A 24,536-nucleotide genomic window follows, 5' to 3' on the forward strand; every position below is an offset into this window, starting at 1 on the left:
TGTCAGCGGCGGACGATCGGATTGGACAGGCGTCCGATTCCCTCAATCTCCACCTCAAAGCGGTCGCCAGGATTCACCAGGCCCACACCGGCAGGTGTTCCGGTCATGATGACGTCTCCTGGCAGGAGGGTGAAGGCCTGTGAGACCACGGAGACCAGTTCCCGCACGCCCCGGATCATCTGGCTGGTGCTGCCGTCCTGGCGCACCTCGCCGTTCAGCCGCCCCTGGATCTGCAGGTCCTCGGTGTCGAGGTCAGTCTCGATCCACGGGCCCAGCGGCGCCGAGGTGTCAAAACCCTTGGCCCGGGTCCATTGCAGGTCGGTCTTCTGGACGTCGCGGGCGGTGAGGTCGTTCCCGCAGGTGTAGCCGAAGATGACGTCGTCCACGCGGTCCTCCGGGACGTCCTTGCAGATCCGGCCGACCACCACGCAGAGTTCCGCCTCGAAGGACACTTCCTCCGAGAATTCCGGCAGCACGACGGGATCGTTGGGGCCGACAACGGCGGTGTTGGGCTTGAGGAAAAGGAGCGGCTGCGCAGGCACTTCATTGCCAAGTTCGCGCGCGTGCTCCACGTAGTTGCGCCCCACGCCGATGACCTTGCTGCGGGGGATGATTGGGGCCAGCAGCCGGACGTCCTCCAGCTTGTGGCGGACGGAGGTGCGCTCAACACCGTTGAAGAAGGGGTCACCATGGATGACAGTGATTTCCTCACTGCCCGGTTCACCTTCAACAACACCGTAAAGGGGATCAGAATCGACAACAAACCTGGCAATACGCATGGGTCCTACCCTACCGTTCGGGCCTGGCCGCTTCCTTCACCGCGCAGGTAGTGCAACTGGGCGGCGACTGACATTTCGGCAGCCTTCCGGACGGAGGGGACGACGTCGGCATAAACCACGTCAGCCACTTCTCCTGCCGTAGCATCCCGGCCGAGTTGTTCCAGCGCCGCACGGATCTGGCCGAGCCGCTCCTGCCGGTGCAGGCGGTAATCCCGGGCAATCGACTCCACGGAAGGCAGTATGGGCCCGTGTGCCGGGAGAACCGTGGCCGGGCCCAACGCCTCAAGCCTGTCCAAAGTGCTGAGGTAGTCCCCCAGCGTGCCGTCCGGGAAGTCCAGCATGGTGGTACCCCTGCCTAGGATGGTGTCGCCGGTCAGCACGGAACCATGGGGGCCGTCCTCCGGAAGATGGAAACACAGAGAATCGGACGTATGGCCGGGCGTGGGCAGCACCTGAATCTCCAGCCCGCCAGCGTGGATCACCCCTCCGTGCAGGGGCTCTCCGCCGCCGTGGCAATGCACCGGATCAGCGGCACGGACGGGGGCTCCCGTCAGGTCATGCAGGCGGGCAGATCCTGCCGTATGGTCCGCATGGCGGTGGGTAACGAGGATGAGTTCCACCGGGCCGGCAGCCAGCGCGCGCAGGTGGCCCTCGTCGAGCGGGCCCGGGTCCACCACGACTGCACGGGAATAGCCGGTGGCACGCACCACGTAGGAGTTGGTCCCCTCGAGGCTCATGGGCCCGGGATTGGGGGCCAGGATGTATTGGGTCAGGGCGGAGCTGCGCTGCAGGATGGGCCGGGAAGCGGACGTCACCGTCCCATCTTTGCATCGCCGCCGGACCATCGCCGCCTTGCACCCGGCATAGAACAGCGGGGTGTCCGGGTTGACAACGACCATGCCGCAACAGAGAAGGACAGATCTCCCGCAAGGCCTTGAAGAACGCTGCCAGGAAAGCCGCCCGCCGCTGAGGGGTCCTGTGACGAACGGCGCCTGCCGGGCAGAAGCCCGGGAGGCGCCGTCGTGGTTCTCTGGACCCTTGAAATGGCGGGACCTGGCCCGGCTCAGGCCAGGCGGGTCAGCCAGCCGTGGGTGTCGGGGGACGTCCCGGTCTGGATGCCGAGCAGCCGCTCACGGATGGCCATGGTGGTCTCCCCCGCCTTGGCGTCCTCGGATCCGATGAATTCCGTGGCGTCCTTGAGGACTCCGATGGGGGTGATGACGGCGGCAGTACCGCAGGCAAAGACCTCGGTGATGTCACCGGAGGCGACGCCGTCGCGCCACTCATCCAGGGTGATCTTGCGCTCGGCGACTTCCCGGCCCATGTCCTTGGCCACCTGGATGACGGACATCCGGGTGACGCCTTCCAGGATGGTGCCGGTGAGTGCCGGGGTGGCCAGCGAGCCGTCCTTCATGACGAAGAACACGTTCATGCCGCCCAGCTCTTCCACCGCGTTGTCATTGAACTGGTCGAGGAACAGGACCTGCTTGCAGCCATTGGCTTCGGCTTCCTGCTGCGCGATGAGCGAGGCAGCGTAGTTGCCGCCGCACTTGGCCGCGCCGGTGCCGCCGCGGCCGGCCCGCGCGTACTCCCGGGAAATCCAGATGGACACCGGCTTGAGCTCGCCGCCGAAGTAGTTGCCTGCCGGTGAGGCGATGACGCGGAAGGAGACTTCGCGCGCGGCCCGGACGCCAAGGAATGCCTCGGTTGCGATCATGAACGGCCGCAGGTACAGGGACTCCCCGTCGCCGTCAGGAACCCATTCCTTGTCCACGGCCACCAGTTCGCGGATGGCGCCGAGGAAGTATTCGGCAGGCAGTTCGGGCAGCGCCAGCCTGCGGGCCGACTTGTTGAGGCGGGCGGCGTTGGCTTCCGGACGGAAGGTCCACACCGAGCCGTCGGCGTGGCGGTAGGCCTTGAGCCCTTCGAAAATTTCCTGGCCGTAATGCAGCACGGCCGCGGACGGGTCCAGGGAAATCGGCCCGTAGGCCTCCACCCGTGGGTTGTGCCAGCCGCCTTTACCGTTCTCATCGACGCTGTAGTCAACGATGGCGGTGTGGTCGGTGAAGTGGTTGCCGAATCCCGGGTTCGCCAGGATGGCTGCACGCTCTTCAGCAGACTTCGGGTTGGCCGAAAGCTGCTGGCTGAATTCGACGCCGTGGGCAGTCTGGGTCATGGTTCCTCCACGATCGGCCGCCCGGGTTCAGCGCTGAACGGAGGGGCGGCATTTGGTGATTCGAGACAAGCTTACGCCCGATGCCGGAGGCCTCGGCGCGGGTCAGAGCCCGGCCGCGATCGCGTCGCCGATCGCACTGGTGCTGCGGGCGCCGCCGTCGCGCTTTTCGACGTCGGCAACCACTGCCGCTTCGATCCTGCGGGCCGCCGTAGTGTAGCCGAGGTGGTCCAGGAGAAGGGCGGCGGACAGGATGGCGGCGGTGGGGTCTGCTTTGCCCTGGCCGGCGATGTCCGGAGCGGAGCCGTGGACCGGTTCGAACATGGACGGGGCGGTACGGTCCATGTTGATGTTGCCGGATGCCGCCAGCCCGATGCCCCCGGTGACGGCGGCAGCAAGGTCGGTCAGGATGTCGCCGAAAAGGTTGTCCGTGACGATCACGTCAAAGCGGGACGGGTCCGTGACCATGAAAATGGTGGCTGCATCCACGTGCAGGTAGTCGTGCGTGACCTCCGGGAACTCCGCCGCGACTGTCTCCACGGTCCGCTTCCAGAGGTGGCCTGCGTAGACCAGGACATTGTGCTTGTGGACCAGGGTGACGTGCTTGCGCTCCCGTGCACTGGCGCGGCGGAAGGCGTCCCGCACCACGCGCTCCACGCCGTGGGCGGTGTTCAGGGACACTTCGGTGGCAACCTCGTGCGGGGTGCCGGCCCGGAGGCTGCCGCCGTTGCCCACATAGGGGCCCTCGGTTCCTTCACGGACAACAATGAAGTCGATGGGGCCCGGGTTGGCCAGCGGGCTGCCCACGGTTCCGTACAGCCGCGACGGCCTCAGGTTGACGTAGTGGTCCAGGCTGAAGCGGAGCTTCAGCAGCATCTCGCGCTCGATGATGCCTGACGGGATGCGGGTATCGCCGGGGGCCGCACCCACTGCGCCGAAGAGGATGGCGTCCCTGGTCCGCAGGTCGGCGAGGACCTCGTCCGGGAGGGTCTCCCCGGTTGCCAGCCAGTGTTCAGCGCCGAGCTTGTAGTGCGTCTGCTTGAGCTCCACCCCTTCTGCAGCAACAGCTTTTTCCAGGACTTTGACTGCCTCGGCAATGACCTCGGGGCCAATGCCGTCGCCGGGGATAACTGCGAGATCGATGGAGGATGCGCTCATAGTTTCAGGGTAGCCAAGCGATCCAGATGCTGGTCAAGCCGTCTCATTATGCGGGCGTTGCAACGACAAAACGTTCGTCCCCCACAGATCGTCAGGCTGGACTTTTCGTAGGTTACTTGCATGGTGGCGGGCTGCCCCGGGCCGGCCAGGCCGGCCCGGGGCAGCTGTCAGGCCCCGGCAGGTTCCTCGTACTTCGGAAATACCGGGGACGGTGCCGGGAGGGCAGTCCCGGCGGCGATCGGAGTGGCGATGGCGGAGAACTGCCGGGCTTCGCCGTCAGGCTGGCCCAGGCTTTCCAGCAGCTTCCCCGTGGCGGCGGGCATCACCGGCTGGGCCAGGACGGCCACGATCCGGAGCACCTCAAGCGTCACGTAAAGCACGGTGTTCATCCGTTCGACGTCGGTCTTCCGCAGGACCCACGGCGCCTGGTCGGCGAAGTACGCGTTGGTGTCACCCAGGACCGCCCAGATGGCCTCCAGGGCCCGGCTGAATTCCTGCTTTTCGAACGCGGACCGGGCAGTCTCCAGAAGCCCCCCGGCCTGCTCGAGGATGGCGGTGTCCGCCGCAGTGAACTCCCCAGGCACAGGAACGGCGCCGCCACAGTTCTTGGCCACCATGGACAGCGACCGCTGCGCCAGGTTGCCGAAGTTGTTGGCGAGGTCCGAGTTCATCCTGCCCACGATGGCTTCGTGGTTGTAGCTTCCGTCCGCGCCGAAGGGGACCTCGCGGAGGAAGAAGAACCGCACCTGGTCCAGGCCGTACTGTGCCACGAAGTCGGCCGGGGCCACTACGTTGCCCAGCGATTTGGACATCTTCACGCCGTTGTTGTGCAGGAAGCCGTGGATCATCACCCGCTTGGGCAACTCCAGGCCCGCGCTCATCAGGAACGCAGGCCAGTAGATGGCGTGGAAACGGGAGATGTCCTTGCCGATGATATGGACGTCCGCAGGCCAGAACTTGCGGAACTTCTCCGACTCGACGTCGGGATAGCCCACGCCCGTCAGGTAGTTCGTCAGCGCATCCACCCAGACGTACATGACATGCTTGTCGTTACCGGGGACCGGTACGCCCCAGTCGAAGGTGGTGCGGCTGATCGACAGGTCCTCCAGCCCGCGCCTGACGAAGCTGATGACCTCGTTGAACCGGTACTGCGGCGCACCGAACTCCGGGTGGGACTCGTAAAGTGCCAGCAGTTTGTCCTGGTAGGCGGACAGCCGGAAGAAGTAGCTCTCCTCCGCCGTCCAGGTCACCTCGGTGTCCGTTTCCTTCGAGTAGCGCACGCCGTCGTCCTTGACCACGGTGTCATCTTCGCCGTAGAAGGCCTCGTCCCGCACCGAGTACCAGCCCTCGTACTTGGACAGGTAGATGTCGCCCTTGGCTTCCATCTTTTTCCAGATGGCCTGCGAGGCTGCGTAGTGGTCGGCATCCGTGGTCCGGATGAAGCGGTCGTAGGTGATGCCGAGGGCGGCGTGTGCCGCCTTGTACACCTCGGCGTTCCGGTCCACCAGTTCCTTGGGCGTGATGCCTTCCTTTTCGGCGGTCTGGGCGATCTTCATGCCGTGCTCGTCCGTGCCGGTCAGGAACATCACGTCATAGCCGTCCAGCCGCTTGAACCGGGCCATGGCGTCGGTGGCGATGTACTCGTAGGCATGGCCGATGTGCGGCACGCCGTTGGGGTAGGTGATGGCCGTGGTGATGTAGAACGGCGTCTTCTCTGAAGCAGTCACGTGCGGACGGTTACCTTCGGTGCGGAGGGACAGGCTAGATCAGTTCAGTCAGGGTATCGCTGAGCCGGACCAGTTCGTGGTCGTGTGACGCAACCAGCACGGCAATGCCGTCGTTAGTGGTGTCCTTCAGGATGCTGATGATGCGGTTGGCCGAGGCACGGTCCAGGCTGGCGGTGGGCTCGTCCACCACCAGGACCCGGGTACCCAGGATCAGTGCACGGGCGATCGCGACGCGCTGGCGCTCACCGCCGGACAGCTGCGCCGGACGGTGGCGCATGCGCCGGCCAAGGCCCACCAGGTCCAGGAGGTCCTTGGCCATGTCCCGCCGCTGGTCCACTTCACCGTCGGGAACGGCGGGCAGGAGGACGTTCTCCAGGGCGCTCATGCCATCGATCAGGGCGCCGCCCTGGTCGACGTAGCCGATGAGGGCACGACGGCGGTCGGCGATTTCGTCGTCGCCCATGCTCTCCAGGGAATCACCTTCCCAAAAGACGCGGCCCGACGTCGGCAGCGTGAGTCCCGCGCCGACGGTCAGGATGCTTGTCTTGCCGGAGCCGCTTCGGCCCGCGACGCAGTGCATCTCACCGGCGTGCAGGGTCAGGTCGAAGCCCTCCACCACGCTGACGGGCTCGGCACCGCCCTTGCCGCCGCCGTAGCGGATGGTGATGTCGCTCAGTTCCAGCGGGGTGGCGTGGTCCGGCGCTTTGACGATGGTGTTGGCGCGGGTCTGCAGGGGAACCTCGCCGGAGCCGCTCCTGCGGCTCCGCTGGACATTGGTCGGGTTTGTCATTGGACCACTTTCGTTGCAATCGGTATCCAGCAAAGTACAGCCACGAGGCCGGCGACGCCTGCCCACAGTGCGGCATAGGGTGCCAGCAGGAGGCCGATGCCCAGGGCGCCCAGCACGCCCAGGGGCAGGGCCACGGTTCCCACCAGCGCGTTTTCGAACAGGCGGACCTGGCGGAGCATGTCCGGGTTCCAGCCCATGGCCTCAAGGATGCCCAGGTACTGCCGCTTGGCGTTCAGCTCGAACCTTCCGGTCACCAGGGTCAGCACCAGGCCGACCACCACGCCGGCCAGCGCCAGGAGGATGCTTGGCAAAGCCACGCTGGCGGCAGCCAACCCGCTCAGGGCGCTCGCTCCGGCCGCCCGGGGGATGTCGATCAGCAGGGCGATGAGGCCGCCTACGGCAGCACCGAAAACACCGACGGCCACGGCCAGGGCCAGTGTGTTGAACTTGTTGGTGCCCAGTTGGCGGTTGGCGAACGTCAGCGGCGAATCCACCGGAATAAGCCGCTCGTCGTGCTGCGGCTCCTGGTCGATGACGTCGCGGTGGCGGAGCTGCTGTGCGGCAAAGAACGCGGCACCGATGTACAGCAGCAGGACGGCAACGCACACCAGGGCAGTGGCAAGGCTCCAGCTGGCAAGGCTTAGGACAAGGCCGGCCACGGCCAGCAGCACTGCACCCACGCCGAACTCTTCCAGCACCCAGCTGCGGATCCGCCGCTGGGTCCAGCCCATGGCCCGGAGGGTTCCGGCTTCGCTGCGCCGCTTGCGGATATAGCTCACGGTTGACGCCCCGGTCAGCAGGGCAGCACCGCACAAGGTCAGGAAGAGCAGGGTCACGTTGGTTCCGGAGAGCGATCCGGTCACGGCTTCAGCCGCGTTCTGCCGCACCCACGACTGCTGGACAGTGCCCAGCGCGGACTCCTTGCCGGCGTCGTCCTTGGAATAGCCGGGCACGAAGATGCTGGCGTCCTCGCGGGCGGAGCCGGCCACGATGGTGGCTTCCAGGCCCATGTCCCGGATTTCGGCGGCGAGCTTCTCCACCTCCGGCTGAGCTTCCTTCCAGCTCCCCGGCGCCTTGGCACGGACGCGGACAGCGTCGATCACGTCGGCGTTGTCCGTGTAGCCGCGGGCAGCGGCGAGCCCGTAGTAGTCGGTGATCGCGCCTGCCGACTGGCTGGCGAGTCCGGTGGCGCTCAGCGAGGGCCCAAGCTCCGTGGCAGGAACGTCCTTGCCCTCGGCATCCTTGACCAGGGTGAAGGGGGTGGGGTCGTAGCCGCCCAGGGGAAGCTTGTTGACGTCGCCGGCGGCCTCGGCCACGGCGGCGGGGTCGAAGGTGCCGTAGACCATGGCCAGCGGGGCTGCCGTCTTCTCACCCGTTGCCAGGTTCTCGCGGTAGGACCGCTCGTCAACCGGTTCGCGCTGGGTCTGGTCCACGGGCGCGCCGTTGGCGCTCTTTTCCGGCAGGCGGTTGATGGTCACCCATTCGCCGGGGACGGCGGTCTTGTCCACGGCGCCGTTGGCGGCCTCCTCGCCGTCGGTGTACTTCGGCGCGGCGGCAAAGTCCGTGCTCCAGGTGGCTGGTGTGTAAAGGCCCTGGTTGAAGTTGCCGGTGGCGCCCAGCAGGGACGAGTGGTCGGTGGAGCCCGGCCAGGACAGGACGAACGGGTCCTTGGAGACGAACGGCAGGTAGTCCTTGTCCAGCGACCGGGAGACGGTTCCGACGTCCTTGACCACCTTGCCGGCGTCGTCGATCTCTTCGATCTTGACGTTGTACTTAAGGTCCAGCGAAGTGCCGGAGCGCACGATCAGCGGGATCGCCTGGGAATCGGCGGTGAGCTGGCCGTTGCGCTTTGCCTGCTGGTACTGGGTCATCAGCGGCGCCCAGTACTTGAGCTTGACGCCCAGGAAGTCGGGGCCTTCTTCCAGCTGGTCCAGGCCGATTCCGTTGGTGAACAGGCCTTCGAAATAGCGGCCGATGGCTCCGGCGTTGCGGGCGTCGGCGGGCGGGGCTTTTTCGAGCGGGGCCAGGAAGTCCCCGGCCGGGCCCAGCAGGGCGCGCTCGGCCGCGGGGTCGACTGCCAACACGGATTCCGTGACTTCGGGCGCCAGTGGCAGGGACACGGACAGGTTGAACAGGTTGTGCTCGGATCCACCGGCGGGGGCTGGGAACTTGATGCCGGTTTCGCCCTCGGGGGCCGCGATGCGGATGCTGCTGCCGCCGGCGGCCTTTTCCTCGACGAGTTTGGCCTTGCCCAGCGTGCCCTCGGCCGTGGACTTGAAAAGGGTCTGCTCGGAGACGCCGTCGGAACTTACCGCGCTGGCGGTGAGCCGGTACTTTTTGGTCTCGTCACTCAGGACGGACTCCGCGGCGGGCCACTTGTCCGGCGCCGTGGCACCGGCGGCCTGGTCCGCCGTCGCGGTGCCGGCGAGCCCGGCGTTGTAGCCGAGGTAATCCATGGCATCCAGGCGCGGCGCTTCGAGGTTCTGGGTCACGCGGGAGACCAGGCTGATGGGTGCGGCCACGGACGTGCCGGACAGCTTCTTGATGGACTCCAGCTGTTCGAAGCTGATGCCGCCGGTACCGTTGGCGATTTCCGGCTGCAGCAGGGCACCGGCGGGCGCTTTGGCGTGGACGAGGACGTCGTAGAGGCCGCGGGAATTTTCATCCACGGTCCGGTTGAGTGCGGCCTGGGACTGGCTTTGGACGAGGACCGACAAGCACATGGCTGCGATCAAGATGGCAGCGGTCAACAGCAGCACTTTGCTTCTGATGAACCTCTGGACGGCGTTCATGGAACTCCCTGAAACCTGGATTGCGTGCGCACACCGTGCCCCCCGGCGGACATGGACGACTACGGACGGATGTGCAAAAGGTGATGGCCGGCCTGCCGGCTTGGTCCTGAACCAGGACCAAGCCATTGTAAGCAGACCGGCCAATCATATGTGGCCCCGCCGGGACACGCCCGGCGGCGGCCGTTGGTACGGCGTTTCCCGGTCACTCCCGGGGTATTTAGTCTTCCAGGTCCACTTCCCGGACCATGTCCGCGCCGATGCCGGCCTTGATGGCGTCCAGCACCTGCTGCGGCACGGAGCTGTCCACGGTGAGCAGCGCAAGGACCTGGCCGCCCTGGTCGTGGCGGGCCACCTGCATGCCGGCGATGTTGATGTTGTTCATGCCCAGGATGTGGCCGATGGTGCCGATGACGCCGGGGCGGTCGGTGTAGCCCACCACCACCACGTGCTCGCTGATGGGGATTTCCACCTCGAAGCCGTTGATGCCCACGAGCTTCTGGATCTGCTTGGGTCCGGTCAAGGTTCCAGCCACGGAGATCTGGCTGCCGTCGCTCAGCGCGCCGCGCAGGGTCAGGACGTTGCGGTAGGACTCCGTTTCCGGAGTGGTGATCAGGCGGACGTTGATGCCGCGCTGTTCCGCGATGACCGGGGCGTTAACGTAGGAGACCTGCTCGGTCACGACGTCCGCGAAAATGCCCTTCAGGGCCGCCAGTTCCAGGACCTTGACGTCGAGCGAGGAGATTTCGCCGGCAACCTCGACGTCGAACTGGGTCAGGGAATCGTGGGTCAGGGCGGTGAAGATCCGGCCGAGCTTTTCGATCAGCGGGATGCCGGGGCGGACATCGGGGGCGATGACGCCGCCGGCGACGTTGACGGCATCCGGGACCAGCTCACCGGCGAGGGCGAGACGGACGGACTTTGCCACGGAGACGCCGGCCTTTTCCTGGGCCTCGTCAGTGGACGCGCCCAGGTGCGGGGTGACCACCACATTGTCCAGCTTGAAGAACGGCAGGTCCGTGCTGGGCTCCTTGGCGAACACGTCGACGCCGGCGCCGGCGATTTCGCCGTCCTGCAGTGCGGTGAAGAGTGCTTCCTCGTCCACCAGGCCGCCGCGGGCCACGTTGACCACGTAGGCCGTGTTCTTCATCTTCTTGAAGGCGGCCGCGCCCAGCATGCCCACGGTTTCAGGGGTCTTGGGCATGTGGATGGTGATGAAGTCGGACTGGGCAAGGAGCTCGTCAAGGGTGACCAGCTGGACGCCGAGCTGCGCTGCACGGGCGGAAGTGATGTAGGGGTCGTACGCAAGGATCTTGGTATCGAAGCCTTTGAGCCGGGCGGCCACGAGCGCGCCAATCCGACCCAGGCCGATGATGCCAATCTTCTTCTCGAACAGTTCGATGCCCGTGTACTTGGAACGCTTCCACTCGCCGTCCTTGAGGGCTGCGCTGGCCTGCGGGATGTGCCGGGCCAGGCTGAGGATGTGGCCCACAGTGAGTTCCGCCGCGGAGACGATGTTGGACGTGGGGGCGTTGACCACCATGACGCCGGCCTGGGTGGCGGCCTTGATGTCAACGTTGTCCAGTCCCACGCCGGCGCGGGCGATGACCTTCAGGTTCGTTGCCGCGGCAATGGCTTCCGCATCCACCTGGGTCGCGGAGCGGACCAGGATGGCGTCAACGTCGCTGATGGCCGAGAGCAGCTGGGAACGGTCGGCGCCGTCGGTCTGGCGGATTTCGAAGTCCGGGCCGAGGGCCTCGACGGTGGCGGGGGAAAGTTCTTCGGCGAGCAGTACTACGGGTTTTGACACGGCTGATCCTCTGCGTTGCAGTCCTGGGGATGGAACAAGTCTAGGCCGACGGAAAGGCCGGGCTCACATTGTTAAGTGTGAACCCGGCCTCACCGTGGCCCCTGGTGAAGGGTAAGTTTCCGACAGCCTTAGCGGGCTGCGGAGCCTTCCACGTAGTCCACGTCCTGCTGCTGCCAGGAGAACAGGGAGCGCAGCTCGCGGCCAACGGCCTCGATGGGGTGCTGCTCTGCCTTGGCGCGCAGTTCCTTGAACTCGATGCCGCCGTTGTCCTGGTCCTCGATGAAGCGCTTGGCGAAGGCACCGGACTGGATGTCGGCCAGGACGGCCTTCATGTTTTCCTTCACCTCGGGGGTGATGACGCGCGGGCCGGAGACGTAGTCGCCGTACTCGGCGGTGTCGGAGACGCTCCAGCGCTGCTTGGCGATGCCGCCTTCCCACATGAGGTCAACGATGAGCTTGAGCTCGTGGAGCACCTCGAAGTAGGCGATCTGCGGCTGGTAGCCGGCTTCGGTCAGGGTCTCGAAGCCGTACTGGATCAGCTGGGAGACGCCGCCGCACAGGACGGCCTGCTCGCCGAAGAGGTCCGTTTCGGTCTCTTCGGTGAAGGTGGTCTTGATGACGCCTGCGCGGGTGCCGCCGATGGCCTTGGCGTAGGACTTGGCCAGGTCCCAGGCGGAACCGGAGGCGTCCTGCTCGACGGCGATGATGTCCGGGATGCCGCGGCCGGCTTCGAATTCGCGGCGCACGGTGTGGCCGGGTGCCTTCGGGGCGACCAGGATGACGTCAACGCCTTCCGGAGCCTGGATGTAGCCGAAGCGGATGTTAAAGCCGTGGGCGAAGGCCAGGGCCTTGCCGGGGGCCAGCTTGTCCTTGATGGACTCGTTGTAGATCGAGCGCTGGTGCTGGTCCGGCGCCAGGATCATGATGACGTCGGCCCATTCGGCGGCGTCGGCGACGTTCTTGACCGTGAAGCCTGCGTCCTCGGCCTTGGCCTTGGACCTGGAGCCTTCCTGAAGGGCGATGGCGACGTCGACGCCGGAATCGCGCAGGTTGAGCGCGTGGGCGTGGCCCTGTGAGCCGTAACCAACGATGGCAACCTTGCGGCCCTGGATGATCGACAGGTCGGCGTCGTCGTCGTAGAACATTTCAGTCACTTGCGTAACTCCTCTTGAGTGTTTTGGTAGATAGGTGGTGTGGTGCTTGCGGTTCCGGGCGGAGTTCCGCCTGGGCAGGCCTAGGCGGAACGCAGCGCCCGGTCACTCATGGAGCGGGATCCCCGTCCAACGGCCAGGGTGCCGGACTGCACGATTTCGCGGATGCCGAAGGGCTCCAGCACTGAAAGCAGCGCTGCAAGCTTCTCCGGGGTACCGGTTGCCTCGATCACCAACGAGTCTGTGGACACGTCGACGACGGAGGCACGGAACAGGTCTGCAGCCTGGGTTACCTGCAGGCGTGTTGCGGCATCCGCACGTACCTTGACCAGGATGTGGTCGCGCTGTACGGAAGATTCGGAGGTCAGCTCAACGATCTTGATGACGTTGATCAGCTTGTTGAGCTGCTTGGTGACCTGTTCGATCAGGTCGCCGTCGGCGTCGACAACCACCGTCATGCGGGAGATGCCCGGTACTTCGGTGGGGCCGACGGCCAGGGAGTTGATGTTGAAGGCGCGGCGGGCGAAGAGGCTCGCGACGCGGGTCAGGACGCCCGGCTTGTCTTCGACAAGGACGGACAGGGTGTGGCGGCTCATGCTCAGTCCTCTTCTTCCCATTCCGGGGTCATGTTGCGGGCAACCTGGATCTGGTCGTTACTCACGCCGGCTGGCACCATCGGCCACACCATCGAGTTGGGGCTGACCACGAAGTCGATGACCACTGGCCGGTCATTGATCTCGAGGGCCTTCTGGATGGTGGCGTCGATGTCCTCGTCGCGTTCGCAGCGGAAGGACGCGCAGCCGTAGGCCTCGCCCAGCTTGACGAAGTCCGGGATGCGGACGGTGTCGTGGCCGGTGTTGAGGTCGGTGTTGGAGTAGCGGCCTTCGTAGAAGAGGGTCTGCCACTGGCGCACCATGCCCAGCGAAGAGTTGTTGATGACGGCAACCTTGATGGGAATGTTGTTGATGGCGCAGGTGGCCAATTCCTGGTTGGTCATCTGGAAGCAACCGTCGCCGTCGATGGCCCAGACCACCCGGTCCGGCTCCCCCACCTTGGCGCCCATGGCAGCCGGTACGGCGTAGCCCATGGTTCCGGCACCACCCGAGTTCAGCCAGGCGTGCGGGCGCTCGTACTTAATGAACTGCGCCGCCCACATCTGGTGCTGGCCCACGCCTGCCACGTACACGCCCTCGCGGCCGGTGAGGGCGCCGATGCGTTCAATGACCTTCTGCGGAGCGGTGAGGCCGTCTTCCGGTTCGGTCCAGCCCAGCGGGTAGGTTTCCTTGAGGTTGTTCAGGAAAGCCCACCAGGTGGTGAGGTCCGGAGTTCCGGTGGTGCCGAACTGCGCACGCACGGCGTCCGTCAGTTCAGGAATGATTTCCTTGACCGAACCAACGATGGGGACATCGGCCGTGCGGTTCTTGGAGATTTCCGCGGGGTCGATGTCGGCGTGGATGACCTTGGCCATCGGCGCGAACGTCTTGAGGACGCCGGTGACGCGGTCGTCGAAGCGTGCGCCCAGGGTGATCAGGAGGTCGGCCTGCTGCAGCGCCGTGACCGCGGAAACACTGCCGTGCATGCCGGGCATGCCAACATGCTGGGGGTGCGAGTCGGGGAACACGCCCTTGGCCATCAGCGTGGTAACCACCGGGGCTCCCGTGGCCTCGGCGAGGGCCAGCAGTTCGGCGCTGGCGTGTGCCTTGACCACACCGCCGCCCACGTACAGGACGGGTTTGGTGGAAGCCGCGATGAGTTTTGCCGCTTCGCGCACCTGCTTGTTGTGGCCCCGGGTGACGGGGCGGTACCCGGGCAGGTCGATCTTCGGCGGCCAGGAGAAGGTCATCTGGCCCACCTGGGCGTCCTTGGCGACGTCCACCAGCACCGGGCCGGGACGGCCGGTGGAGGCGAGGTGGAACGCCTCCGCCATGACGTGCGGGATGTCGTTGGGGTCGGTGACCAGGAAGGAGTGCTTGGTGATGGGCATGGTGATGCCCACGATGTCCGCTTCCTGGAAAGCATCGGTGCCGATCACACCACTGGACACCTGGCCGGTGATGGCCACCAGCGGCACGGAGTCCATGTGGGCATCCATGATGGCGGTAACGAGGTTGGTGGCACCTGGGCCCGAGGTGGCGATGCAGACGCCAACCCGCCCGGTGACCATGGCGTAGCCTTGCGCGGCGTGGCCGGCTCCCTGTTCGTGACGGACCAGCACGTGATTCATGGTGGAGGCCATCAAGGGGTCGTAGGTGGGCAGGATCGCGCCACCAGGCAAACCGAAAATATCGTCGACGCCGAGTTCTTCGAGCGAGCGGACAATAGCTTGCGAGCCGGTCATCACCGTTGGGGGTACAACGTTGTTCGGCCCAAGGACAGGAGAGGCGGCAGCAAGGTCGGCGACGACGGCGGCATTGTCAGCCGTCCGGTCGGCGCGTTCCGGAGCCTTGGTGGCTCCAGTGGACTTGGTAGCCAACAGCGAGGGGCTGATCGGCGATCCTTTGCTCATCGGACTCTTCCTTGTGGATCATCTGTGGTTCATGGAAACTGCGGGAAATAAAAAAACCCCTCAGCCTGGCGGCTCTTCGAGGGGTTTGCGCGTGACGGTTCGTTACCAGAGGAGGCTATAGTGCCACGCGCTTGGTAAGGACGACGACGGTGCCGGCGGTAACGAAAGTCATGCGTTCAGTTTTCCCTCTGGTGGGATGAGTGTCAACGAGGCATCACCCTATCTCACCATGTGGACAGCATTGTCCACCCTTTGAGCTGCAGTAGAGCTAAAGCGTGCCCGCCTTACTGTAGCCGACCGCTGAAGGCGGCAGGGCTTAATAAGGCTAAGGCCGCGGGTCCCAATGGATGCGGCGCTCTGCGCCGCATCCATTGGGTAGGCCTTAGCCGCAATATGCACCCGTTGATGCGCTGTGCACCAGCTTTGCGTACTTGGCCAACACACCCTTGGTGTAACGGGCCGGCAGCGGCTCCCAGCCCGCCTTGCGGGCTTCGAGCTCGGCTTCGTCAACCAGCAGGTCGAAGCTGCGGGCGGCGATGTCCACGCGGATCCGGTCACCGTCCTTGACGAAGGCGATGGGGCCGCCGTCGACCGCTTCAGGCGCAACGTGGCCGATGCACAGGCCGGTGGTGCCGCCGGAGAACCGGCCGTCGGTCAGGAGCAGGACGTCCTTGCCCAGGCCCGCACCCTTGATGGCACCGGTGATGGCGAGCATCTCGCGCATTCCCGGGCCGCCCTTGGGGCCTTCGTAGCGGATGACCACCACGTCGCCCTTCTGGATCTGGCCGTTGTCCAGCGCATCCAGGGCACCCTGCTCCCGCTCGAACACGCGGGCGGTGCCTTCGAAGACGTCGGCATCGAAGCCGGCGCTTTTGACGACGGCGCCTTCAGGGGCCAGCGAGCCGTGCAGGATGGTGATGCCGCCGGTCTTGTGGATGGGGTTGTCCAGCGCGCGCAGGATCTTGCCGTCCACATCCGGCGGATTGATGGCTTCGAGGTTCTCCGCGACGGTCTTGCCGGTCACGGTGAGGCAATCCCCGTGCAGCAGGCCGGCGTCGAGCAGGGCCTTCATGATGACCGGCACACCGCCGATCTTGTCGACGTCCGTCATCACGTAGCGGCCGAAGGGCTTGAGGTCGCCAAGGTGCGGGATCTTGTCGCCGATGCGGTTGAAGTCGTCCAGGGTCAGCTCGACCTCCGCCTCGCGGGCGATCGCCAGCAGGTGCAGGACGGCGTTGGTGGAGCCGCCGAACGCCATGGTCACGGCGATGGCGTTCTCGAACGCCTTCTTGGTCATGATGTCGCGGGCGGTGATGCCCTGGCGCAGCAGGTTGACCACGGCTTCGCCGGACTTGCGGGCGAATTCGTCGCGACGGCGGTCTGCCGAGGGCGGGGCTGCGGAGCCGGGCAGGGACATACCCAGGGCTTCGCCGATGCAGGCCATGGTGTTGGCGGTGTACATGCCGCCGCAGGCACCTTCGCCGGGGCAGATGGCCTTTTCGATCCGGGTCAGGTCCTCCATGCTCATCTTGCCGGCAGCGCAGGCGCCGACAGCCTCGAAGGCATCGATGAGGGTGACTTCCTTTTCGGAGCCGTCCTCGAGCTTGACCCAGCCGGGCATGATGGAGCCGGCGTAGAGGAACACGCTGGACAGGTCCAGGCGGGCAGCTGCCATGAGCATGCCGGGAAGCGACTTGTCGCAGCCTGCGAGCAGCACGGATCCGTCGATGCGCTCGGCCTGCATGACGGTTTCCACGGAATCTGCGATGACTTCGCGGGACACCAGGGAAAAGTGCATGCCCTCATGGCCCATCGAGATGCCGTCCGAGACGGAGATGGTGCCGAACTGCATGGGGAAGCCGCCGCCGGCGTGAACGCCTTCCTTGGCGCCCTGGGCAAGGCGGTTAAGGGAGAGGTTGCAGGGAGTGATTTCGTTCCACGAGCTCGCGACACCAACCTGGGGCTTCGCGAAGTCGTCGTCCCCCATGCCGACCGCCCGGAACATGCCACGTGCCGGTGCAGCGTGGATTCCGTCGGTTACGACCCGGCTCCGGGGTTTGATGTCAGGCTTGTTGTCGGATGCGATGGTGGTGTCACTCATAGGGGAAAGTCTATGGCTCTGATGGAGGCCAAAAGGACCCTACAGGGTGGTCAAAGCCCAAAAGAGCAATTATTTCTGCCAGATACTGGACTTGCATCTCGCATTCTGAGACGGGGAGTCCAGCCCGGGCTCAAGCGGTGTGGTCCGCCTCACGCCCGCCTGTGCCGCGCCCCGCTTCCCACCTGCGAAAACCTAGACAGCATTAGGTGCCCGACGTAGCGTCGGGGCAGGACACCTTGCCTCCTGACTGAAGGGTTAGCCATGGATACATTTTTCTGGGTCATTCTGATCGTGGTGGCCGTCGGCGTTGTGTGGTGGTTGCTGAACCGCAGCAACACGACGAAGTCGCGGCAGGAGCCGACAGTGACGAATGCTCCGCGCAGCGACGGCGCACTGTCCTCAGGCGGGGCCGCTCCTTCCGCGGAGGCGGCAGGCACCACGGGGATCGCCACTGCCGCCGGGTTCGGCCGTCCTGCCGAGCCCGCAGCACCCACCACCGCCGATGAACCGGCTCCGGAACCGGTTGGGGAAGCGCCGCGGCAGGAACGGTCAGCAGCAGGTTCCAGCGCGGCAACGCCGGCCACCACAGCGGATGGGGCCCATGACACCGCGAGTAAGACGTCCGGCGATGAGCGGCGGCACCAGGACCAGGCCGAATGGGAAACCCAGTGGTCCGAAGCAGGCGGGTCCTCCTCCGCCACTGCCGGCTCCGCTCGGGCATCGCACGCCTCCCCCGGAACAGCAACGCCGCCAGTACCTGAAGGCGCCGCGGAACACTCCACCACGGAAGCAGCCCGCCCCGTCCACCACCCCGAGTACACGGAACCGCATGCGCCCACCCTCCCGGGCGCCGAAACCGCTGCGGTGGAAGAAGCGGACGACGCCGGCACGCCGGCAACGGCCCGGACAGGCGCCACCGGAACCACCTCCCCTGCCACCCACGGGATGGCGGCGGGGCCAGGTGGAACCGTCAGGCCCACCGGCGCGGCCGTTCCGCCTGGTGCCGCCGAAGCCGAGACGCTGGACAGGACACAGTCCTCGGCCCTGGTTGAAACCGGGGCGGACCACGACGTACAGGACCGGCGTCCCGGGGAAGAAGCGGGGACCGGATACCAGCCGGAAGCCGCAGGGCACCTCGCCGCAGCCGAACCCTATGGTGCCGGCTCGGCCGCAGCGGGCCCGGACGGCAGCGGACCTGCCGGGTTCGAGGTCAAGGGCGACGCCGGCGCGATGGTCTACTACGAGGAAGGGCACCCGGACTTCGGGGAAACCCGGGCTGACGTCTGGTTCGAGTCGGCGGCACATGCGGAGGCTGCGGGCTTCCGGGCACCCCGGCGGAAGCGCCTTTAGCAGCCGCCCATGCAGCCTGTGCTCCAACTCACAGCAGGGCGTCAGCCGGGCAAGGCGGATCAGGACGTCTTTCCGGACAGGCATTGAGGCAGGCAAACCCCCGGAAAACTTTGATTTTCCGGGGGTTTGCCTGCCCCAGGTGTGACCCACCCCTCGAAGCGGGACCCGATTTCACATGCACCAAAAGTTCGTGTAGAGTTTCATGTCGTTGCGGAGGTCAACGGGAAAGAAAAAGCCCGGATGACTGAAACAAACAAGATGCACCTCTAGCTCAATTGGCAGAGCAATTGACTCTTAATCAATGGGTTCCGGGTTCAAGTCCCGGGGGGTGCACCACTGGGAAAACAGCCTCTGGCTTGCGGAAACGCGGGCCGGGGGCTGTTTTGTTTTCCATCACGATGCGCAGTACCAACGCCGTATCCATCGTCATCAGAACGGTCGACGCCAACAAAAAAGGCGTGGCTGCAGTTTCATAGTGAAACTGCAGTCACGCCCCGCTTGTCCGGAACAGACGTCGGCAGGACCTGCCTAGGGTGAATTCTCCACAAGCGCCGCGGCGTTGCTGGGCACTGTGCCGAACTGGCTGGCGAGTTCCCGGACCACGGCCTTGAGCTCCTGCCGGAGTACTTCAGGGTCGATCGACGCCGAGGCAAGGACGGAACGCTCCATCTCGACGGCGGCCGCAACAGCCTCCTTGCCCCGTTCGGTGAGTGACACCACGTGGCTCCTGCGGTCCGACGTGCTGCGCACCCGGATGATGTGCCCGTGCGACTCAAGCCGGCTGAGGGTTTTGCCCATGGTCTGTGCCTGCACACGCACAAATTGGGCAAGCTGTGCCTGGGTCATGGGTCCCTGGGCAGCCAAAACCTCAATGGCTATGACTCCGGCGTGCGTGAGACCGATGGCACCAAGTTTTTCGTTCCATGAGTGTTCTACGAGGCGCGCAGCAGTGGACAAGAGGCGTCCCGTGGGCCAGTGCTCCATATCAGGCATAGCAGCAAGTATAGCCAAGTGCCGATTAGCACCGGCCCCTCCCCCTTACTAGGCTGTTGTGTCCCGCCTGCAACTAGGAGAAAAACAATGGCTGACAGACTCGTGACCGGTGACAAAGCCCCCGCATTTACCCTGAAAGACTCGGGCGGCAAGGACGTCAGCCTGTCCCCGGGCAGCGGCCGGCACACCATCGTCTACTTCTACCCGGCCGCGTCCACCCCGGGCTGCACCAAGGAGGCCTGCGACTTCCGGGACAGCCTGTCGTCCCTGCAGGCCGCCGGGTACGACGTACTGGGGATCTCGCCGGACCCGGTGGAAAAGCTGGCCAAGTTCGCCGCCAAGGAGGAACTGACTTTTCCCCTGCTCGCTGATGAGGACCACGCGGTGGCAGAGGCCTACGGTGCCTGGGGTGAAAAGAAGAACTACGGAAAGACCTACGAGGGCCTGATCCGGTCCACCATCGTGGTGGACCCCGACGGCAAGGTTCTGCTGGCCCAGTACAACGTCCGCGCAACCGGCCACGTGGCCAAGCTGCGCCGCGACCTGAAGCTGGACGCCTGACCGTACCGCTGCCTGGCCCGGCCGCGGCGCGGGCGAGGCTACAATAAAGACTGGCATCCGCCGTCGTACATGGTTTCCGTACTGTTTGAGGTACTGGTTTTCCGTCCTTCGGCATGAGGCCGCGCGCGAGTGGTGAAATTGGCAGACACGCAGGATTTAGGTTCCTGTGCCTTCGGGCGTGGGGGTTCAAGTCCCCCCTTGCGCACATCACATCAGAAGATCCCCCGGTCCGTGAGCCATCCGGCACCGGGGGATTTTCTGCGTTAACCCGCCGATCTGCTCCTTCACCTGCTCTTGTCGCTGCCGCCGGATTTCGTCCGCCGCCGAAAAACTTCCTGGATCCACCCATCCGGTCCTGCCCTCCGGCCGAATAGCCAATGAGACACCAGCCCGGGCAGGTGCTTACAAAGCCAGAACTGATAGACGCCGCGGACACCCCGTTTGTGGCGGGCAGAAGCCATGATCCAAGGAGAACTGAAATGCAGACAATCACGCGCACAACCTTCAGCGTCGCAGGCGTTGCAGCTGCAGCATTGCTGGGCCTGACGGCCTGTGGCGGCACCGGCAGCGCCTCGGGGTCCTCCGCCGCGGCTGAGAGCCCGTCCGCGGCCCCCTCCAGCATGGCCGCCTCCCCCTCGGCGAGCCCGTCCGCCGCTGCCATGGATCCCGCAGCAAACCTGGTGGGCCCGGGTTGCGCTGCCTACGCGGAGCAGGTACCCACCGGCGCCGGCTCGGTTGAGGGCATGGCCCTTGATCCCGTTGCCGTTGCCGCCTCGAACAACCCCATCCTGACCACCCTGACCTCTGCCGTTTCCGGAAAGCTGAACCCCAAGGTTGACCTGGTGGACACGCTCAACGGTGGCGAATTCACGGTTTTCGCTCCGGTAGATGAGGCCTTTGCCAAGATCGACCCGGCCACCATCGAAACCCTGAAGACCGACGACGCACTCCTGAGCAAGATCCTCACCTACCACGTTGTCCCCGGGCAGATCAGTCCCGACATGATTGCCGGCACCCACGCAACTGTCCAGGGCGGCTCGGTCACCGTGAGCGGCAGCGGCGACGCGCTCAAGGTTGACGACGCCAGCGTGATCTGCGGCGGCGTCCAGACCAAGAACGCCACCGTCTACCTGATCGACTCGGTGCTGATGCCCAAGTAGGCAGCAAGCCAACCGCACGGTATGCCATCCGGACGCCGGGCCCCGCCACCCGCGGAGCCCGGCGCCGGTGCTTAAGCGGCAGCGGCATCACAGGAGCAACAGCCTTACCGGGACCGGCAGAACCGTCAATTAGACTGGGCTTTCCGGCCCGCAGGTAGCGGACCGGCGATATCCAGAGGTGATCCACGAGTGCCCAGCAGTCCATCGCGGCGGACCGTCCTGACGGCCGGCGCCGCCCTCCTGGCACTGGGCGCGGCCTCGTGCACCGCCGCTCCGGCCCCGTCGCCGTCCTCCGGTTCACCCAGCGCCACCACCCCGGCCGAACCCACTGCCACCTTTAGCTTCGGCACCGCAGCCCAGCCCCTGGGACTGGACCCGGCACTGTCCAGCGACGTCGAGTCGCAGCGGATCACCCGGCAGATCCTCGAGGGCCTGGTGGGCGTGGACCAGACCACAGGCAAGCCCACGCCCTTGCTGGCTACGGAATGGAGCGAGTCCAACCAAGGCCGCTCCTACACGTTCACGCTGCGCAAGGGAGTGGTCTTCCATGACGGCACACCCTTTAATGCGGAAGCCGTCTGCATTAACTTCAACCGATGGTTCGCCTTCTCCCCGGACCTCCGCCGGCAGGCCCCGGGCAGCTCGTTCAAGGGGGTCTTCAAGGCGCATTCGGATGAGCCCGACCTGTCTATTTTCAAGAGCTGCACCGCCTTGTCCGAGCACAGGGTACGCATTGACCTCACCCAGCGGTTCACTGCCTTCCTCCAGGCCCTCACCCTCCCCGCGTTTGCCATGGCATCGCCTGCCGCCCTCGCCGCCGGCAGGGCAGACGTCCTGGACCAGGACCGCGGCGGTCCCCCGCTGTCCGCGTTCGCCACAAATCCCGTGGGCACAGGCCCCTTCAGGTTCGCCGCCTGGGAAGCACAAAGCGTCACCCTGGTCACCAACAAGGCCTACTGGGGCGAGAGGGGCCAGATTGCCACCATCAACTTCCTGGCCTACAACCATCCGCAGCTCCGGCTCCAGGCCCTGCTTGACGGCAAGATCGACGGCTACGATGCCGTGACCGTCGGCAATTTCGACCAACTGGTCAAGCGTGGAAAGCAGATCGTCCAGCGGGACCCGTTCTCGGTGATGTATGTGGGCATCAACCAGGAGGTTCCGGTCCTGCAGAGTCTGTTGGTCCGCCAGGCCATCGAGATGGCCATCGACAAGGAAACCCTGATCCGGAAGTTCTTCATCGACAACACCGCAAGGGCAACACAGTTTGTCCCGCCGAAGATCAGCGGCTTCAACAACGATGCCCCGGAACTGGGCCACAACCTTGCAAAAGCCAAGGAGTACCTCAAGGAAGCCGGCTACGCGGGCGAGGAACTGAAGTTCTACTACCCGCTGAACGTGACACGGCCGTACCTGCCCACGCCCGAAAAAGTGTATGCAGAGCTCAGCCGGCAGCTCACCGCGGCGGGCTTCAACATCCGCCCCGTCCCGGTGGAATGGTCCGAAGGCTACCTCCAGAAGGTCCAGTCCCCCGGCGACCACGCCCTCCACCTCCTCGGCTGGAACGGCTCCTATTCCGATGCCGACAACTTCGTGGGTCCCTTGTTCGGGGAAAAGAACGGTGAGTTCGGTTACCAGGATCCGCAGGTCTTCTCCAAGATCAACCGCGCCCGGGGCCTGCCGGAAGGCCAGGAGCGGGATGAGCAATATCACACCATCAACGCCCAGATTGCTGCCACCGTACCGGCAGTTCCAATTGCCTTCCCGATCTCGGCACTTGCCCTCTCCGACCGGGTGGTGGGCTACCCGGCTTCGCCGGTCTTAAATGAAGTTTTCACGAAGGTGCAACTAAAGCCTTGACGAGCGCATCCAATTTCAGTATGTCGGCTGCCCGGGGATATTCTGTGACAGCCAGAGCCGCTGCAATCGGAGACTGATCGTGACCTTCATTTCCAAGACCCCGCATGCCGACGTCGTCCTGATTGGCGGCGGCATCATGAGCGCCACGCTGGGGGCATTTCTCAAGCAGCTGGAGCCGACCTGGACCATCTCCCTGTTCGAGCGGCTGGACCAGCCCGGGCTGGAAAGCTCAGGCCCGTGGAACAACGCAGGAACCGGCCACGCCGCCCTCTGCGAGCTCAACTACTCCCCTGCGGCCAAGGACGGCTCAGTAAACCCCGCCAAGGCACTGCTCATCAACGAACAGTTCCAGCTCTCCCGGCAGTTCTGGTCCCACCTGGTGGATAGGAACCTCATCGGTTCGCCCAAGGGCTTCATCAACACCGTGCCGCACATGAGCTTCGTGATCGGCGAGGACCACACCCGCTTCCTGAAGACCCGGTATGAGGCATTGAAGCCGCACGCCCTGTTCCGGAGCATGGAGTACTCGGAGGACCAGGCCCAGATCGCCAAGTGGGCTCCGCTGATCGTCAAGGGACGCGACCCGAAGCAGCGCGTTGCCGCCACGCGTGCCGCCGAAGGTACCGACGTGGACTTCGGGGCACTGACCCGCGAACTGACCACGTACCTGGGGAACAACGGCGTCGAAATCAACTACGGCCATGACGTCACGGGCATTTCCCGCGCGTCCGGCGGCGGCTGGGACCTCTCGCTGAAGTACCCGAAGTCCGGAGAGCACGGCAAGATCCATGCCAAGTTCGTCTTTGTCGGCGCCGGCGGCGGCGCCCTCCACCTGCTCCAGGCTTCCGGCATCCCGGAGAGCAAGGGCTACGGCGGCTTCCCCGTGTCCGGCCAGTTCTTCCGCTGCACGGACGAAACCATCGCGGCCCAGCACAGCGCCAAGGTGTACGGCCAGGCGTCGGTGGGTGCCCCGCCCATGTCCGTCCCGCACCTTGACACCCGGTACGTGGACGGCAAGCGTTCGCTGCTGTTCGGCCCCTACGCCGGATTCTCCACCAACTTCCTCAAGAACGGCTCCTACCTGGACCTGCCGCTGTCCATCCGCCCGTCCAACATCATTCCCATGCTTGCCGTGGCCAAGGACAACATGGACCTCACCGCCTACCTGATCAAGGAAGTGGCCAAGCGGCACGGGGACAAGGTCGAGGCGCTGCGCGAGTACTACCCCGAGGCCAAGGATGGCGACTGGGAACTGATTACCGCCGGCCAGCGTGTACAGATCATCAAGAAAGACCCGAACAAGGGCGGTGTCCTGCAATTCGGTACTGAAGTGATCGCCGGCCGTGACGGCTCCATCGGCGCGCTCCTGGGCGCGTCCCCCGGAGCTTCGACCGCTGTTCCCATCATGATCGAACTGCTGCAGAAGACGTTCCCGAAGAACTTCAAGGGCTGGCAGTCGAAGCTCAAGGACATGATGCCCGGCTACGGGGTGAAGCTGGATGAGAATCCGGACCTAGCCGTGGAGCTGGAGCAGGCGACCGCCAAGTCACTGCAGCTGGAGAGCGTTACTGCCGGCCGCTGACCCGGCTTCGGCCACCGGCCGGCACCAGCGGGGACGTCCCAGTTCC

18 protein-coding genes and 2 tRNA genes are annotated in these 24,536 nt (G+C 65.3%); 7 read left to right on the top strand and 13 right to left on the bottom strand.

Annotation, left to right across the window (positions count from 1 at the left end; translation table 11 throughout):
- Nucleotides 1-2 precede the first annotated feature (2 nt).
- From AC5RU7_RS00860 to ilvD, 12 genes are all read right to left on the bottom strand, one after another.
- Nucleotides 3-779: a fumarylacetoacetate hydrolase family protein gene (locus AC5RU7_RS00860; RefSeq protein WP_494008578.1), complete on the bottom strand. Its 777-nt coding sequence runs from the start codon at nucleotides 777-779 to the stop codon at nucleotides 3-5.
- A 5-nt stretch (nucleotides 780-784) separates the two neighbouring features.
- Nucleotides 785-1,594, bottom strand: coding sequence for an MBL fold metallo-hydrolase (locus tag AC5RU7_RS00865; RefSeq protein WP_494050704.1), 810 nt, complete (start codon nucleotides 1,592-1,594; stop codon nucleotides 785-787).
- A gap of 248 nt (nucleotides 1,595-1,842) precedes the next feature.
- A complete protein-coding gene (locus AC5RU7_RS00870) occupies nucleotides 1,843-2,955 on the bottom strand; it encodes a branched-chain amino acid aminotransferase (protein WP_494050705.1) in 1,113 nt (370 codons plus the stop codon).
- 102 nt (nucleotides 2,956-3,057) lie between these two features.
- Complete coding sequence (locus tag AC5RU7_RS00875; RefSeq protein WP_494008581.1) at nucleotides 3,058-4,110, bottom strand: 3-isopropylmalate dehydrogenase; 1,053 nt, start codon at nucleotides 4,108-4,110, stop codon at nucleotides 3,058-3,060.
- A 167-nt stretch (nucleotides 4,111-4,277) separates the two neighbouring features.
- The gene (gene metG / locus AC5RU7_RS00880; RefSeq protein WP_494050706.1) at nucleotides 4,278-5,837 is read right to left on the bottom strand and encodes a methionine--tRNA ligase; all 1,560 of its coding nucleotides are present in this window, start codon (nucleotides 5,835-5,837) and stop codon (nucleotides 4,278-4,280) included.
- A 34-nt stretch (nucleotides 5,838-5,871) separates the two neighbouring features.
- Nucleotides 5,872-6,627: an ABC transporter ATP-binding protein gene (locus tag AC5RU7_RS00885; protein WP_494008583.1), complete on the bottom strand. Its 756-nt coding sequence runs from the start codon at nucleotides 6,625-6,627 to the stop codon at nucleotides 5,872-5,874.
- Entirely contained in the window at nucleotides 6,624-9,419 is a 2,796-nt protein-coding gene (locus AC5RU7_RS00890) for an ABC transporter permease (RefSeq protein WP_494050707.1), read from the bottom strand. The genes AC5RU7_RS00885 and AC5RU7_RS00890 overlap by 4 nt, the downstream gene beginning before the upstream one ends.
- Before the next feature lie 217 nt (nucleotides 9,420-9,636).
- The gene (gene serA / locus AC5RU7_RS00895) at nucleotides 9,637-11,226 is read right to left on the bottom strand and encodes a phosphoglycerate dehydrogenase (RefSeq protein ID WP_494050708.1); all 1,590 of its coding nucleotides are present in this window, start codon (nucleotides 11,224-11,226) and stop codon (nucleotides 9,637-9,639) included.
- 128 nt (nucleotides 11,227-11,354) lie between these two features.
- Complete coding sequence (gene ilvC / locus AC5RU7_RS00900) at nucleotides 11,355-12,380, bottom strand: ketol-acid reductoisomerase (protein ID WP_494050709.1); 1,026 nt, start codon at nucleotides 12,378-12,380, stop codon at nucleotides 11,355-11,357.
- Between the two features lie 80 nt (nucleotides 12,381-12,460).
- Entirely contained in the window at nucleotides 12,461-12,973 is a 513-nt protein-coding gene (gene ilvN, locus AC5RU7_RS00905) for an acetolactate synthase small subunit (RefSeq protein ID WP_494008587.1), read from the bottom strand.
- A 2-nt stretch (nucleotides 12,974-12,975) separates the two neighbouring features.
- Nucleotides 12,976-14,883 (bottom strand): acetolactate synthase large subunit, encoded by a 1,908-nt coding sequence (locus AC5RU7_RS00910; protein ID WP_494050710.1) that lies wholly within the window; start codon nucleotides 14,881-14,883, stop codon nucleotides 12,976-12,978.
- Between the two features lie 382 nt (nucleotides 14,884-15,265).
- Nucleotides 15,266-16,984: a dihydroxy-acid dehydratase gene (ilvD, locus tag AC5RU7_RS00915; RefSeq protein WP_494050711.1), complete on the bottom strand. Its 1,719-nt coding sequence runs from the start codon at nucleotides 16,982-16,984 to the stop codon at nucleotides 15,266-15,268.
- A gap of 261 nt (nucleotides 16,985-17,245) precedes the next feature.
- On the opposite strand from ilvD, the gene AC5RU7_RS00920 reads away from it, so the two are divergent.
- Together AC5RU7_RS00920 and AC5RU7_RS00925 are read left to right on the top strand one after the other, a co-directional pair.
- Nucleotides 17,246-18,334: a sunset domain-containing protein gene (locus AC5RU7_RS00920; protein WP_494050712.1), complete on the top strand. Its 1,089-nt coding sequence runs from the start codon at nucleotides 17,246-17,248 to the stop codon at nucleotides 18,332-18,334.
- 260 nt (nucleotides 18,335-18,594) lie between these two features.
- Nucleotides 18,595-18,670: transfer RNA gene (locus tag AC5RU7_RS00925), tRNA-Lys, on the top strand.
- A 192-nt stretch (nucleotides 18,671-18,862) separates the two neighbouring features.
- Here AC5RU7_RS00925 and AC5RU7_RS00930 read toward each other — a convergent pair.
- Complete coding sequence (locus AC5RU7_RS00930) at nucleotides 18,863-19,318, bottom strand: MarR family winged helix-turn-helix transcriptional regulator (RefSeq protein WP_494008985.1); 456 nt, start codon at nucleotides 19,316-19,318, stop codon at nucleotides 18,863-18,865.
- Between the two features lie 96 nt (nucleotides 19,319-19,414).
- Here AC5RU7_RS00930 and bcp point away from each other — a divergent pair, with 96 nt between their 5' ends.
- From bcp to AC5RU7_RS00955, 5 genes are all read left to right on the top strand, one after another.
- The gene (bcp, locus tag AC5RU7_RS00935) at nucleotides 19,415-19,888 is read left to right on the top strand and encodes a thioredoxin-dependent thiol peroxidase (protein ID WP_494050713.1); all 474 of its coding nucleotides are present in this window, start codon (nucleotides 19,415-19,417) and stop codon (nucleotides 19,886-19,888) included.
- Nucleotides 19,889-20,011: 123 nt separating this feature from the next.
- Nucleotides 20,012-20,093: transfer RNA gene (locus tag AC5RU7_RS00940), tRNA-Leu, on the top strand.
- Nucleotides 20,094-20,367: 274 nt separating this feature from the next.
- The gene (locus tag AC5RU7_RS00945; RefSeq protein WP_494008592.1) at nucleotides 20,368-21,048 is read left to right on the top strand and encodes a fasciclin domain-containing protein; all 681 of its coding nucleotides are present in this window, start codon (nucleotides 20,368-20,370) and stop codon (nucleotides 21,046-21,048) included.
- A 189-nt stretch (nucleotides 21,049-21,237) separates the two neighbouring features.
- Nucleotides 21,238-22,908, top strand: coding sequence for an ABC transporter substrate-binding protein (locus AC5RU7_RS00950; RefSeq protein ID WP_494050714.1), 1,671 nt, complete (start codon nucleotides 21,238-21,240; stop codon nucleotides 22,906-22,908).
- A gap of 79 nt (nucleotides 22,909-22,987) precedes the next feature.
- Nucleotides 22,988-24,490 carry a malate:quinone oxidoreductase gene (locus AC5RU7_RS00955; protein WP_494050715.1) on the top strand — a complete coding sequence of 501 codons (1,503 nt, stop codon included), beginning with the start codon at nucleotides 22,988-22,990 and terminating at the stop codon, nucleotides 24,488-24,490.
- The last annotated feature ends 46 nt before the right edge of the window (nucleotides 24,491-24,536 follow it).

This window comes from Arthrobacter sp. K410C, from assembly GCF_059090105.1.